15 protein-coding genes are annotated in these 13597 nt (G+C 68.6%); 8 read left to right on the top strand and 7 right to left on the bottom strand.

Translation table 11 applies throughout. The features are described from left to right. Window positions 1-115: 115 nt before the first annotated feature. The 3 genes from FB561_RS20750 to FB561_RS39245 all read left to right on the top strand — a co-directional run bounded on the left by FB561_RS20750 (window position 116) and on the right by FB561_RS39245 (window position 1468). A complete protein-coding gene (locus FB561_RS20750; RefSeq protein WP_145809087.1) occupies window positions 116-559 on the top strand; it encodes an Hsp20/alpha crystallin family protein in 444 nt (147 codons plus the stop codon). A 32-nt stretch (window positions 560-591) separates the two neighbouring features. After that, entirely contained in the window at window positions 592-888 is a 297-nt protein-coding gene (locus FB561_RS20745; protein WP_145809085.1) for a hypothetical protein, read from the top strand. 217 nt (window positions 889-1105) lie between these two features. Continuing rightward, window positions 1106-1468, top strand: coding sequence for a J domain-containing protein (locus FB561_RS39245; RefSeq protein ID WP_145809084.1), 363 nt, complete (start codon window positions 1106-1108; stop codon window positions 1466-1468). Window positions 1469-1550: 82 nt separating this feature from the next. Here the strand turns inward: FB561_RS39245 and FB561_RS39025 are convergent, their stop codons facing one another. The 4 genes from FB561_RS39025 to FB561_RS20720 all read right to left on the bottom strand — a co-directional run bounded on the left by FB561_RS39025 (window position 1551) and on the right by FB561_RS20720 (window position 4788). After that, window positions 1551-1841, bottom strand: a complete 291-nt coding sequence (locus FB561_RS39025) for a DUF2231 domain-containing protein (RefSeq protein WP_272952555.1) — start codon at window positions 1839-1841, stop codon at window positions 1551-1553. 134 nt (window positions 1842-1975) lie between these two features. Continuing rightward, window positions 1976-2701, bottom strand: a complete 726-nt coding sequence (locus tag FB561_RS20730; protein ID WP_145809082.1) for a GAF and ANTAR domain-containing protein — start codon at window positions 2699-2701, stop codon at window positions 1976-1978. Between the two features lie 240 nt (window positions 2702-2941). After that, window positions 2942-3694 carry a GAF and ANTAR domain-containing protein gene (locus tag FB561_RS20725; protein ID WP_145809080.1) on the bottom strand — a complete coding sequence of 251 codons (753 nt, stop codon included), beginning with the start codon at window positions 3692-3694 and terminating at the stop codon, window positions 2942-2944. Between the two features lie 221 nt (window positions 3695-3915). Beyond that, window positions 3916-4788, bottom strand: coding sequence for a LysR family transcriptional regulator (locus FB561_RS20720; RefSeq protein ID WP_145809079.1), 873 nt, complete (start codon window positions 4786-4788; stop codon window positions 3916-3918). Between the two features lie 82 nt (window positions 4789-4870). Between FB561_RS20720 and FB561_RS20715 the strand changes: the two genes are divergently transcribed. Further along, the gene (locus tag FB561_RS20715; protein ID WP_145809077.1) at window positions 4871-5749 is read left to right on the top strand and encodes an EamA family transporter; all 879 of its coding nucleotides are present in this window, start codon (window positions 4871-4873) and stop codon (window positions 5747-5749) included. A 110-nt stretch (window positions 5750-5859) separates the two neighbouring features. Beyond that, window positions 5860-6882, top strand: a complete 1023-nt coding sequence (locus tag FB561_RS20710) for a Gfo/Idh/MocA family protein (RefSeq protein WP_145809076.1) — start codon at window positions 5860-5862, stop codon at window positions 6880-6882. Between the two features lie 69 nt (window positions 6883-6951). Here the strand turns inward: FB561_RS20710 and FB561_RS20705 are convergent, their stop codons facing one another. Both FB561_RS20705 and FB561_RS20700 read right to left on the bottom strand, forming a co-directional pair. Continuing rightward, window positions 6952-7341, bottom strand: coding sequence for a hypothetical protein (locus tag FB561_RS20705; RefSeq protein ID WP_145809075.1), 390 nt, complete (start codon window positions 7339-7341; stop codon window positions 6952-6954). A gap of 128 nt (window positions 7342-7469) precedes the next feature. Continuing rightward, a complete protein-coding gene (locus tag FB561_RS20700) occupies window positions 7470-8231 on the bottom strand; it encodes an HD domain-containing protein (RefSeq protein WP_145809074.1) in 762 nt (253 codons plus the stop codon). Between the two features lie 155 nt (window positions 8232-8386). Here FB561_RS20700 and FB561_RS20695 point away from each other — a divergent pair, with 155 nt between their 5' ends. The 3 genes from FB561_RS20695 (at window position 8387) to FB561_RS20685 (ending at window position 12496) form a co-directional block, all read left to right on the top strand. After that, window positions 8387-9544: a flavin-containing monooxygenase gene (locus FB561_RS20695; protein WP_238334939.1), complete on the top strand. Its 1158-nt coding sequence runs from the start codon at window positions 8387-8389 to the stop codon at window positions 9542-9544. After that, complete coding sequence (locus FB561_RS20690; protein ID WP_145809072.1) at window positions 9528-11159, top strand: multicopper oxidase family protein; 1632 nt, start codon at window positions 9528-9530, stop codon at window positions 11157-11159. Before FB561_RS20695 ends, FB561_RS20690 begins: the two co-directional genes overlap by 17 nt. Window positions 11160-11281: 122 nt before the next feature. Then, entirely contained in the window at window positions 11282-12496 is a 1215-nt protein-coding gene (locus FB561_RS20685; protein WP_145809070.1) for a chymotrypsin family serine protease, read from the top strand. Here the strand turns inward: FB561_RS20685 and FB561_RS20680 are convergent. Beyond that, the gene (locus FB561_RS20680) at window positions 12472-13569 is read right to left on the bottom strand and encodes a serine hydrolase domain-containing protein (RefSeq protein WP_145809069.1); all 1098 of its coding nucleotides are present in this window, start codon (window positions 13567-13569) and stop codon (window positions 12472-12474) included. The two genes, FB561_RS20685 and FB561_RS20680, sit on opposite strands and share 25 nt — an antisense overlap. Window positions 13570-13597: the final 28 nt, after the last annotated feature.

Raw genomic sequence — 13597 nt, 5'->3', positions numbered from 1 at the left:
TGCCGGTGCGTCATTGAATCGGTGACATCCATTCTTGTCATCGTTTCGACGACATGATAGAACCGGAGGTGCGTATTGACGACACAGCCGATGTCTCACGAGGAGGTGCAGACCAATGTTGATGCGCACGGATCCCTTCCGGGAACTGGACCGACTGACCCAGCAGGTCTTCGGGGGCGGTGCGACGCCAGGGACCTGGTCGAGGCCGAACCCGATGCCCTTGGACGCCTACCGTTCGGGTGACGAATACGTGGTGGCGTTCGATCTGCCCGGAGTGACGGCGGATGCGATCGAGCTCGACATCGAACGCAACGTGTTGACGATCAAGGCCGAGCGGCGTCCGCCGAAGCTCGGCGAGAACGTCGAGATGCAGGTCTCCGAACGTCCGCTCGGTGTCTTCTCGCGCCAACTGTTCCTTGGCGAGACCCTGGACACCGACCGGATCGAGGCCGGCTACGAGGCCGGGGTCCTGACGTTGCGGATTCCCATCGCCGAGCAGGCCAAGCCGCGCAAGATCGCCATCAGCGGAACCGACGAGCACAAACAGATCGGCGTCTGACCCGATCTGAGCTCGAGGTCTGGAGCGGCGCGATGAGCACCATCACGGCCCCGACGGCCGAGCCCGGCCTGGAGCGGCTCGCACGGGATGAGTTCCTCGACCTGGTCTGCGACGACGTCGACCTGCTCCGGGCCGAATTCGATGCCCTGATCGCGGCGAGCTGGGACGATCCACCGGGCCGGCGACCGCCCAGTCCGCCGCAGCGGCCGGCGGAGTTGCCGCACGCGTACCGGCGACCGGCACCGGTCCACAGTGGCCCGGAGGAAGTCGTCGACCCTTCGACCGCCGTGGCTCGGCAGCGCGGGCCCCCGCGCACCGAAACAGGATGAATCGCAGGTCAACCGTCCGAGAAAGGAGGTGGTCCACTCCGACGCCGAATCGGAGTCACACCCACGCTTGAGCCCCAGTTGGCGATGTGGCGGCCCGCGGTACTGATCGGGGACCGCGACACCCCGCGCCGTCCCACCGGATCGCACGATTCAACGGCGAGGCCGTCACATCGCCCGCATCACCCCGTCAGCCCTACTCACGGATTCCACTCCGACCATGACCGCACCGGCAACCCAGGACCTGTATGCCCTGCTCGGTGTCGCGCCGACCGCCGACGGCACCGAACTCGACCACGCCTTCCGCGTCCTCGCCCGCCGTCTCCACCCCGACCTGCGGACGCCGGACGCCGACAGCGACGCATTTCAGCAAGTTCTCGCCGCCTACGCCGTGCTCCGTGACCCGATCGCTCGCAGCGACTACGACCGAGGCCGGGCATCAGCCGCCCCGGCCGCTGGTACGACCGAGACTGCGATGTCGACACCGGCGGCCGATCGAGGCCGCGGACGAACACGGGCACGACCTTCAAGCGGACCTGCGCTGCGGGTCGGCCCGGTGCACCGCCATCGAAGTGCACCTTGAGTACGCCCTGCGTTCAGCTCAGCGAATCGCCGTAACGGCTGTCCGTGCGCCGGGTTGGTGGTGGGTCGCTGCTAGCGATGGGTCAATGGGTAAAGCCTTCGCGTTGAGCCTGTTCGTCGGCGACGCGGACGCCGTAGCGGTACGCGAGTTTGCCGCCGAGCCAGCCGGAGATCCCTAGTATCGCCAGCGCGATCAGGCTGAGGACGAACCCGGCAACGCTCGCCTCTTCGTATCCCTGGCTTGCGCGCACGACGAAGCTCACGACGAACAGCGCTACGACCGCGAGGTTCGGAAGACCGCCGCGGCCAAGGCGCCGATCGGTACGGTCACGAGGACCGGGTGGAAAGGAACCCGCCGAAACCGGGGTCCGCACCCGGACGCCGGTGCGAAGGAGGTTGCGCGGCCCCCGCAGGCCATCGCGTTCTCACTGGATGCCACCGCATGTCCGCGGGCCTGCGTCTCGGGAAGCAGGTCACGGTGCTGAGCTGCGCGGTGCGCGCTCACCTGTTAGTTGCTGAGTTCGTCCTCTTCAGACGCTTCGGCCGGCGGTTCGCTGGCGGAGATGATCTCTTCGGCGACGTCACGCGGCGAGGTGTCGGTTTCCTCCGCGTACTGGTGCAGGACCGCGTCGGCGGCCGAGGAGGTGAGGTCGTGACGTTCCATGAGGATCCCGGTCGCCGTGCCGAGGAGCTGCTCGCTCTTCACCCTCTTGACGAGTTCCTGTTCGGCCTGGGCGTCGTCGACCGCGATCTCGGCGTACGTAGCCAGGACGGACTCGGAGGCGGCGTCGGTGCTGAAGGCGTCGGTCTTGGTGCTGTACAGGCTGAGCACCCCGACGACGAGGTCGCCGGCTCGCAGCGGAATGTGGAGCATGGAGCGCAGTCCGGTGCTGAGGGCGGCCCCCTGCCAGACCGGCCAGGTTGTCGCGGTCGCGACGTCAGGGACCCGAACGGTCTCACCCTCGGTGAACGCGGTCAGCATCGGGCCTTCACCGGCCTTCAGCTGCGCTCGGTACAGCTCCAGCACGACGGGGTCGGTGACCGCCGCCGGCGCAGGGCGGCCGGCGTCGTCGGCCAAGACAACTCCGGCCTGGACCGAGTCGAGCTCGGCCACCGCGAACGCGACCACCGCCTCGACCGTCTCGGCCACCCCCGGCAGGGCATGCAGTTGCAGCCGCAGATCGGCGAATCGCTGCGCGGCAGGACTCGATCGCTGCTCCTCGTCGCGGCTCATCCCGACAGCCTGCCACGATCCGTGACCGGCGCGTAGCCGCCAAACTTGTGCGCGGACGATGTCGAAGCCTCCGTCGCCGGCACCGCCCGGCGGCCTGCCCGGAGGAGTGGGGACGGTCCGGGTCCGCTGCCGGTCTGAACGGGCCCCGACCTCGAAACGATCCGGCCCCCGAGAAAGCCGTGACCGTCTCTACCGGCCCGGTACCCAGCGACCGCGCGCTGATTCATCCGCCGACCGACGTCAGTGTGGCAATCTGCGGGTGTCGATCAGCTGCTGTGCGACGTCCCGTAGCTTGGTGTTGTTGTCCTGGGAGTAGCGCTTGAGCACGGCGAAGGCCTGGTCGGCGTCGAAGTCGTAGCGCTCCATCAGAATGCCCATCGCCTGACCGACCAGTTTCCGGGCATCAACCGCCGCGGCCAGCGTTTCCTGGTGTTTGGCGGTGGCCACCGCGACCGAGGCGTGACGAGCCAGGATGTGGGCGATCGCCTCTTCGTCCGGGCCGAACGCGTCCGGTTCGCTGCTGTAGAGGCCGAGGACACCGTGTGTTCCCTGCGCGGTGGTCAGCGGCACGTCGAGCACGCTGCGCACGCCGAGTCCGAGGACTTTGCCGGCCCAGTCCGGCCACCGGCTCTCAGCGGCGGTATCTGTCACCAGCACCGTCGTGTGATTGCGCATCGACTCCACCAGCGGCCCGTCCTGGCCGGCCATCTGGAACTGGTAGATCTCGGCAACCACCGGGTCGGTGACCGCGGGTACCTCCGGTTGCCCGCCCCGGCTGTACAGCGCGACGCCCGCATGGCTGCAGCTCAGCGCCTGGAGCGCGAACTGCACGACAGCGTCGACGGTCTCCTCGACGCCGGCTGCGTCGTGCATCTCGGTCGCCAGCCGCGCGAAGACCTCGACGGTATCCTCACCCTTTGCCGAGATCGGCTGGGGCGACGGTTCAGTGGTGGCTCCAGTGGAGACCGGCCTGGAGCGACTGTTCTCCTCCATATCGTCATCATGCCCCCAACCTGGCGAGAATGACCCATACCGGGAGGCGCACACGACGAGCACGACCTACGAAACGTCACTCGGCCGGCGTACGTCCTCAGACGGGTGCGGTCTCGACGAGGTCAGCCCCGGCGAGGACCACACGCTGCGGTGGATCTACCTGCACCTGCCGACCGCGTATTTTCGACGTTCAACGGGTCTGTATCGCGCTCGACGGGGCATCAGCCGGCGGACCGCGGTGACAAGCGCTCCAGTACTACGCGTACGGGTGGCCAGCGGTCGCGGCCTTGGCGGGTTGCCGCGTACGCCCGCAGGGTGACGTGGGGTTCGTGCAGTGGGAGGACGGTGACTCCGCTGCGAGTGGGCCGGTCGGTTGGGAGGAGTGCGACGCCGTGGTGGGCTTCGATGAGCTCCTCGACGAGGTCCAGGGAATCGATCCGGTGGACGATCGCCGGCGTGAACCCGGACATCGACGCCAGGATGCGCAGTACTTCCTCGTCGGCGGTGTTGCGGGAGTTCACGATCCAGGGGCGGGCCGCGTACGCGCCGAGATCCCGGGCGGTCTCGTCACTCGGTACGCCGAGACCCCAGTCGGCCGCCCAGAGCGCTGCGACCTTGTGCTCACTCCGCCAGGACACCGGGGCCAGGTTGTAGTCGTAGGTGAGGACCACGTCCACGTCGTCGCGGCTCAGCAGGTCGACGGCCTCCAGCGGCTCGTGTTCGTGGATGCGGACCTCGACGCCGGGATGGGACCGGGAGAGGTCGTCGATCGCGGGCAGCAGTGACCGCCGGATGGCGGTCTCGAAGCCGGCGACCCGCACAACACCGGCGGGTTCGGCCGCCGGGTCGAGGTCCAGGCGCGCGGCGTCGACGGCGGTCAGGATGGTGACGGCGTGCTCGGCCAGTCTGGCGCCCGCCGGGGTGAGGCGTACCCGGCGACCGTGCGGCTCGACGAGCGGCGTACCGACGTCACGGGCCAGGGCGGCGATGCCTTGCGAAACGGTGGAGGTGGTCGTGCCGAGTTCGGCCGCGACCTCGTGCATGGAGCCGAGCCTGGACAGTTCGAGCAGCAGCCTGAGCCGACGGACGTCCACCCACGCATTGTGTGAGTTTCCTGAACGCTATGTCCATGAATTTCACGTGGACGTGAACGGTCTCGGTGCGTTCACTGGGGACATGGCTACTTCCCCCGCACGGACCGGCGCCGCGATGGCGGTGGCGTCCATGCTCTGCGTCCAGCTCGGCCTGGCCGTCTCGATCGGCCTGATCGACCGGATCGGTGCTGACGGAGCGGCCTGGCTGCGGTTGTTCTGGGCGGGCCTCCTGCTCGCGATCGTCGTCCGGCCGCGACCTTCGACCTTCAGCCGGAAGACGTTGCGGGCGGGCGTCGCCCTCGGGCTGGTCACCACTGGTATCACCATGCTCTTCATGGCGGCGGTGGAACGGCTCCCGCTGGGAACGGCCAGCGCCCTCGAGTTCCTCGGACCGCTGGGTGTGGCCGTAGCGCGGAGCCGCGGTTCGGCGCGGGTGTGGGCGCTGGTGGCCGCCGCGGGTGTGGTGTGCCTGACCCAGCCGTGGGCGGGCGGCGCCGACCCCGTCGGGGTCGCGTTCGCGCTGGCGGCGGCCGCGTGCTGGGCGGCGTACATCCTGCTCACGCAGAAGGTCGGCGACTCGGTGAACGGCATCGCCGGCCTCGCGATCTCCCTGCCGGTCGCGGCCGTCGTCGCCACCGTCGTCGCCGGACCGGCGGTCCTCCCCCGCCTGACTCCGGAGCTGCTGATCATTGGTCTGGGGCTCGCCGTCCTGCTCCCGGTCGTGCCGTTCGCCCTGGAGATGCTGGCCTTGCGCCGTCTGACCACCGGCGCGTTCGGCACCCTGATGGCCCTGGAACCGGCCTTCGCGCTCGCCATCGGTTTCGCCGTCCTGCACCAGGCTCCGAACCTGCTCGCCGTCGCCGGCATCGGCCTGGTCGTCGCCGCAGGCATCGGCGCCGAACGCACCGGCTCGCGCCGACCACCGGCAACTGCTCCGGTGATCGCCCCCGCCGTTCCTTGAGATACGCCCCGCGCGCGGGCCGTCCGGAGCGAACCTGCCAGGATGTTGCCAACGTTGTCATACATCGCTGAGCAGGTCCGCTCGGATGCGGGCCGGGGAGGATTCGCCGGATGCGGATCGTGCAGGTTGGACTGGGTGGTTTCGGGCGGAACTGGGCCGAGGAGATGATCCCGCAGGTGGCGGAGGTCGAGGTGGTGGCGACCGCCGATGTCGCCGAGGCGTCCCGGCAGGCCGCGATCGACGCGGGGATCGCGGACCCGAAGACCTGTTACGCGACCACCGAGCAGGCCATCGAGGACAGCGACGCGGACGCGGTACTGGTGACCGCGAGCCTGGTCGGGCACGTACCGGCGGTCCGGGCCGCGCTCGAGGCCGGCAAGCACGTGATGGTGGAGAAGCCGTTCGCGCCGACCGTGGCCGAGGCCCGCGAGCTGGTGGACCTGGCCGAGTCGGCCGGCCTGGTGCTCGCGGTCAGCCAGAACTACCGGTTCTTCCCGGCTGTCCGGGCGGTCCAGCAGTTGGTCCGTTCCGGTGACCTGGGCGACCTGCACGCCGTCGAGCTGGACTTCCGCCGGTTCTCCGGTTCCGACGGACGCCGCGGCCCGCACCACTTCCTGGACGAGCCGCTGCTGGTGGACATGTCGATCCACCACTTCGACCTGTTCCGTGCTGTCCTCGGCCAGAACCCCACCCAGATCACCTGCAAGACCTGGGATCCGGAGTGGTCGCTGTTCAGCGGACCGTCCGAAGGAGTCGCGCTGATCGACTTCGAGGCCGGGGTGACCGCCAGCTACCGCGGCAGCTGGGTCAGCCACGGTACGCCGACTGCCTGGGCCGGGCAGTGGCGGATGGACTTCACCGACGCCAGTGTGGAGTGGACCAGCCGCGGCGACGGCAAGGACGGCTGGACCTCCGACGAGGTGTGGATCCGCCGGGGCGACAGCCTCCGCCAGGTGGAGCTGCCGACCATGCCGCTGACCGACCGGGCCGGCAGCCTGACCGAGTTCGTGCAGGCGATCAAGGACGGTCGCGAGCCGGAGAACTCGGGCCGGGACAACCTCAGCAGCCTGGCCCTGACCTATGCCGCGGTCGAATCCGCGGCCAACGGCCGGACCGTCAAGGTCGGCGCCTGAGCATCCCGGCTCAGCCCGGGTCCCCGACGCAGAGGTCCTCTCCGATTCTGGAGAGGACCTCGGCGTTCGTCAGCGGGCGATGGGCTTCGTCGTCCTGACGAGCGTGGCGGTGTCGGTCGCCGGGTCGTACGTCCAGAGACCGACCACCACCGAGCTGGGACCGCCAGGTACGTCGGCCGGAGCGCCGACCGTGACGGTGCCGGACGCGCCGTTGCAGTAGATGACGCTGCGATACGTCGGATACTCCGTGGACCCCACGTAGGGGGTGACCGAGGCGAACCGGCAGCCGCTTCCGGAAACCGAGTGGAGAATGCCCGTGGCCGAGACCGAGCGGTTGGAGAAGCTGACGCTGCCCGAGTAGTAGCTGGCGCCATAGGTCAGGGATCGGAAAGGAATCGCGGCGGTTTCGGCCGCTTGGGCGGAAGGCGCGGCAACGCCGATCGTGCCGAGAGTGGCCACCAGGCCGACAGCAGCCGCAACAAGTCGTCGCACATCTACTCCTTGGAGTTGTGGTCGATTCGCAAGGAGTTTGCGACCCGCACCCCCAACAGCGGAAGCCTTTTGCAGCTTGTGGCAGCGCGGAACTGTCACCCGCGGAACGGAGCCAGCCTGATCGTCACGTCGCTGAGGGCGAAGCGGTGGAGGTACCAGGCGCGGCCGTGCGGGACTTGTTTGGCTTCGGCTCGGAACAACCTGCTGAACTCCCGCTTGAAGCCTAGGCGTGGGTAGTCCCGCACGACTGTCTCGCGGACCGCGTCGGGGATGTGATTGCTGCGCAGCCCGAACACGTCGACGGCCGCGCCGGAGGACAGCAGGAAGGCTTCGGCACCGCGATCGACGCCGACGCCCGGGGTGTGGTGCAGGGCGATCGCGTTCGTCACGAGCTCGCGTTCTCTCTCCGGTACGTCGTGGCGGTCGGTGAAATCGCGGGCCAGTGCCGCGCTGCGTACCGTGAAGTCGACGTCGCGGGTCCGGCTCGGTAGGCCGGTGTCGTGGAACATCGCGGCGACGTACAGCAACTCGTGATCGAACTCGACGTGGTCGAGCGCGGCGATGGCCGCGCCCCAGGCGTACGCACGGCGCGAGTGGTTGAGCAGAGCCGGTGTGAGGACGTCCTGGGCAGCAGCCTCGGCGTCTCTTGCCAGTACGGAATCCGGTGGGACCAGCGCATCCGGTGCGACCGAAGCCCGGCGGCCCGCATGGGTTCGCGTGGCCATCGCGAGGTTGCCGACAACGATGTCGCGGTGGCTGCGCAGGAGTGGCCGGGCCAGCGAGATTCGTTCGCGCAACGTCAGCACACCACCGGTGCGCTCGGTCCACCCGATGGATCCGATGGCGGGTTGGTTCATGCGAATCTCACCGTTCCTCGTCGGTGTCAGGGTAACTGCCGGGTCGACAGCACCGACCCGTAGCGCGAAACTGCCAGCAAGGCCGCGACACCGCGCATCCCGGGGGCGCGCAGGTACCGCCAGACGTCGGCGGCGGTCGGGGGAGGTGTTCGGACGTGAACGATGGCAGGACCGAAGAGCAGCTGGAACCGGCAGAAGCCGACCGCGTGGAGGTCGTCGTGGTGGGCGCCGGCCAGGCCGGGCTGGCGATCGGGTACTTCCTGGCCCGGCAAGGTCGCCGGTTCCTGATCCTCGAGGCCGCCGATTCGGTGGGCGCGGCCTGGCGGGACCGGTGGGACTCGCTCGCCCTGTTCACACCACGCCGGTACGACGCACTCCCCGGCCTGGCCTTTCCGGGCGAGCCCGACGGCTACCCGAACCGCGACGAGGTGGTCTCGTACCTCACCACATACGCGGAGACCTTCAAGCTCCCGGTGGTTCTGAACACCGCGGTCAGGTCACTCACCCAGATCGACGACGGGTTCGAGCTCAACTGCGTCGGCAGGAGAGTGCGGGCCGACCAGGTCGTGGTGGCGACCGGTCCGTTCCAGCTGCCGTCGACGCCGGCGCTGGCCGGTCAGCTCGGTCCCGAGGTCGTCCAGCTGCACAGCACGGGGTACCGGCAACCGGGCAACCTCCCGGCCGGGACCGTGCTGGTGGTCGGTGGGGGCAACACCGGCTTCCAGATCGCGACGGAGCTGGCCGGTACCCACGCGGTCCACCTCTCGGTCGGCTCGCGGCAGACGCCCTTGCCCCAGAAGATCGGGCGTCGCGACCTGTTCTGGTGGCTCACCAAGACACGGCTGCTCACCCTGACGGTCGATTCCCGCCTCGGGCGCCGGCTGAGCAAGCGGGAGACCCTCATCGGCTCGAGCCCGAAGCAGCTCCGACGTCTCGGGGTCGAGCTGCATCCACGAGCGGTCAGCGCGTCGAACGACACCGTGAACTTCGCCGACGGCACCCACCTCCGCGTCGACGCGGTCGTCTGGGCCACCGGGTACCAGCCCGACCGCTCCTGGATCGACCCCTCCGTCCTCGATGCCGCGGGGCGGGTCCGCCACCACCGTGGAGTGACCAGTCTGCCGGGTTTCTACTTCCTCGGCCTGTACTGGCAGCACACCCGCGGCTCGGCGTTGCTCGGCTGGGTGAAGGACGACGCCGAGTACCTCGCCGCCCGGATCCAGATCCTGGCCGACAGCCGCGAACCACCGCGAGAGACAAACACCCAGGCGACGGCAGACCAGGAGGAGGCCAGCCATGTCGAGCCACAGTGACCACACCGAAAGCGTGAACTTCCCCACCGACCTCCGTGACCTCCCGGCATCCCGGCCCACCGAGAGCGTCACTCTCGCGAACGGGGAGGAGTACGCCCTGAGGATCGCGCCGATGGTCAAGCAGCTGGGCGATGTGGCTGTGCGCATGCTTGCGTACAACGGGTCGGTGCCCGGGCCGACGCTGCGGGTCCAGCAGGGGTCGGAAGTGGTCGTCAACGTGACCAACGAAGCCGACACCGAGGCCACCGTGCACTGGCACGGGCTGCGGTTGGAGAACGCGTACGACGGGACCCACGAGACCCAGACGCCGATGCGGGTGGGACAGAGCTTCAGCTATCGGCTGCAGTTCCACGATCCCGGCCTGTACTGGTACCACCCGCACATCCGCGAGGACTACGGCCAGGAGATGGGCCTGTACGGCAACATCGTGGTCGTCCCGTCGGACCCCGGCTACTGGCCCCCGGTCAACCGGGAGGAGCTGATCACCCTCGACGACGTGCTGCTCGAGGACGGTCGGATCGCGTCGTTCAGCCGCACCGAGACGACGTACGTGGCGATGGGTCGATTCGGCAACACCATGCTCGTCAGCGGCGACCTGACCGCCGAACTGTCGGCCGACCTCGGCGAGGTGGTCCGCCTCTACCTCACCAACACGGCCAACACGCGCGTCTTCAACGTCGGCTTCGACCGGGCCCGGATGAAGCTGGTCGGCGGTGACAGCGGCAGGGTCGAGCAGGAGGAGTTCGTCACCGAGGTGATGCTCGCGCCGTCGGAGCGGATCGTCGTCGACGTCCTGTTCGACCGGCCCGGCACGGTGACCCTCGAGCACCGGCATCCGGAGCGTACCTATCCCCTGGCGTCGGTCACCGTTCGCGACACCCCGGCCGAGCCGGCGCTGAGCGAGCAGTTCGAGGTGCTCCGTACCAACGCCGACCTGACCGCCGAACGGGATCGGCTGCGCCGGTACCGCGAGGTGGCGCCGGACAAGACGCTCGCGTTCGTGGCGGAGATGGACCTGGGCGAACCCGGAGGCGCCACCACCTACACCTGCCCGATGCATCTCGACGTCGTGAGCGACGCGCCCGACCGCTGTCCGCAGTGCGGGATGAAGCTCATGCCGTCAGAACTCGTCCACCAACTCCAGGAGGATCACCGCGACGAATCCACCTCATCCCAGCACCACGCGGGTGGTCACGGCCATGAGGCGACCGGTGGTATCGAGTGGGAGGACGACATGGTGGACGTCAATCGGATCACCACCCCAGCCACCATGCGCTGGAAGCTCGTCGACCGCAGCACCGCGGCGGAGAACCACGCGATCGACTGGCGCTTCACAGTCGGCGACCAGGTGAAGATCCGGCTGGTCAACGAGATGGACTCGGACCACCCGATGCACCACCCCTTCCACATCCACGGCGCGGGCCGCTTCCTGATCCTGAGCCGCGACGACACCGTCGACCCCAACCTGGTCTGGAAGGACACCGTCCTCGTCCGCACCGGCGAAACCGTCGACATCCTCCTCGACGTGACCAACCCGGGCCTGTGGATGGCCCATTGCCACATCGCCGAACACCACGAGAGCGGGATGATGTTCAGCTTCACCGTCGACCCCTAGGTTCCCCGTCAGTTGCAGCTTCTTGCAGCTATCAAGCGCTTGACTATCCACGGTGCTGGGCCGAGGCTTCCGTGGGGATGCGGCTCGCGCATGCCCACTCCGTCCAACAGTCAGGGGCTTACGTGCGCAAGTTCGGCGCCGCGGCGCTTCTTCTTGCTCTTTGCAGCTCGGTCGGCGTCATCGCCACGAGCGGTACTCCGGCCACAGCGGCCGGCGATGCCACGTCCGCGAGTCGGGCCAGGACCGACGAGCTCACCCTCCGAACCGGCCAAACTCTCGCGAAGGTCAAAGCGTCGATTCCGTCCGGCAGCTATGCGGGCGCCTACGTCGACCCGAGTTCCGGTACCTTGCGCGTCCTGGTCACTCAGCAGGCGAAGGCGCCCGCCTTGGACACGCGGGCCGACGCTCCGCTCGAACTCGTCAAGGCGCGGTACTCGCTGGCGTACCTCGAGCAGCGGATGGGTGAGGTCTTCGCTGCCCGGGAGAAGCTGAACGGCAAGAACTCCCGCATCGTGAGCGTCGACGTCGACGAGGCCGCGAACTCGCTCCAGGTGGCCGTCGACGGGCCGATCGACGCCGCCCTCCGCGGCCGGATCACCCGGCTCGCGCCGGACACCCCGCTGGAACTCGTCCAGGGGAACTCCTTCGCCCCGCAACGGTACGCGGGGAGTCGCGTCGACGACTTCGCGCCTTGGAGTGCGGGCGTCTTCATCTACAACAAGACCACCGGCGGCGGATGCTCGTCCGGTCCCGGTGTCCATGTCGGCTCGACGAAGTACATGGTCACGGCCGCCCACTGCGCGACGGCCACGGGTCAGCAGTTCTACCAAGGACACCAGGACGTCCCGTCGGTCACGCCCGAGCTGGTCGGCACGGTGGCGAACCGGTCCGGGTACCCCAACCTCGACGCCATGCTGGTGAACGGCAACACGGCCAACACGGTGTACCGCTCCTGGTACAACTTCTACACCGCGAGTTCGGCGCCGTGGGAGAGCCTGACCGGCCAGACGGTGTGCACGGGCGGCGCCTACTCGGGTGAGCGGTGTGGCCTCGTCATCGGGCAGACCAACGTCTGCAGCGACAGTCTCCGCAGCTGTGGTCTGACGATCGCCACCGGTCCCGTCAACACCGTCGCGGCCGGCGAAGGCGACAGCGGCGGACCCGTCTACATCACGGCACCAGGCCTGCGGTACAGCGGAATCGTCACCGGTCCGGTGAACCCCGCGAACAGCATCACCTGCCTGAACTATCCCAGCGGACTCCGCAGCTGCTCGAACGCCATCGTCTTCACCAGGATCCAGAACATCCTGGCCTATTTCGGAGCTTCCCTGAACTGACGTCCGTGGCGGGTCTCGTCGGCCACGATGGCGGTGACCGACAGCGCGGTGTCGAAGTTCGGGACGAGCTGGGTTTTCGTCAATGCGAAGGCGATTCCGCCGGCCGGGTCCGCGTACGCGTAACTCCCACCGCCGCCCGGCCACCCGAACGCGACGGACTTCTCCTCGGCCGGGGCGCCGATCCGGCCGAGCGGGAAGCCCAGCCCCATCCGTGCCGGCGTGCCGAACACCTGATCCACACCTTCGAACGCCACCGCGGAAAGCGGCGCGGGGTCCACCAGTTCGCCTTGCAGGACCGCGTTGAACATCGCAGCCAATCCGTGGGCCGTGGCACTACACACCGACGGGATGTCGGCCCGCAGGATCTCGCCGTCGTTGCCGAACTCGGCACTCGGCCCGCTCTCCCAAGGCGCCAGTACCGCGTCACCGTCCTCCGAGCCGGCCGGCCATTGCGACGCGTCCTGCTCCAAGTGCGCCAACTCCGGCAACGACTCGTCCGGTACGCCGAAGTAGAGCTCCCCGTCGATTCCGAGCGGCACGGTGATCCACTCCCGCAGCAACTCCCCCATGGTCCGCCCGGTCGCGCGACGAGCGAGCTCCCCGACGAGATACCCGAACGTGTACGAGTGGTACCCCAGCTCGGCACCAGGTCGCCAACGGGGCCGGGCAGCGGCCAGGGCAGCACAGACCCTGGACCAGTCCGGAAGCTCTCTCGGCGTGATCTCGCGCGGCATCGACGGAAGGCCGGCCGTGTGGGTCAGCACGTGCCGAAGCGTCGCCGTTTCCTTGCCGTACGCACCGAACTCGGGCCACAGCTCCGTGATCGGGCTGTCGAGCTGGACGTACCCCCGGGAGACCAGCAGCTGCGCGAGCGTGGCCGTGACGTTCTTGCCGGTGGAGAAGCTGAGGACCGGCGTACCGGAACCGAGCGGCCGCGTCGGGTCGGCCGCGCCGGACACCGCGTCGACGATCAGCGTGCCGTCCCGATAGACGGCGACCTGCAGCCCGGACTCCGCGCCCGTACCGACCAGCAGGTCGATGTGTTGCTGAATCCGGTCCTGCAGGTCACCCATGCTCTCCACCTCTGTTCAGCTGCCCTGC

The organism is Kribbella amoyensis, from assembly GCF_007828865.1.
In the GTDB taxonomy this organism is placed as follows: domain Bacteria; phylum Actinomycetota; class Actinomycetes; order Propionibacteriales; family Kribbellaceae; genus Kribbella; species Kribbella amoyensis.
The sequence above is the reverse complement of the archived record's forward strand: the minus strand, read 5'-3'. Positions and strand labels throughout refer to the sequence as shown.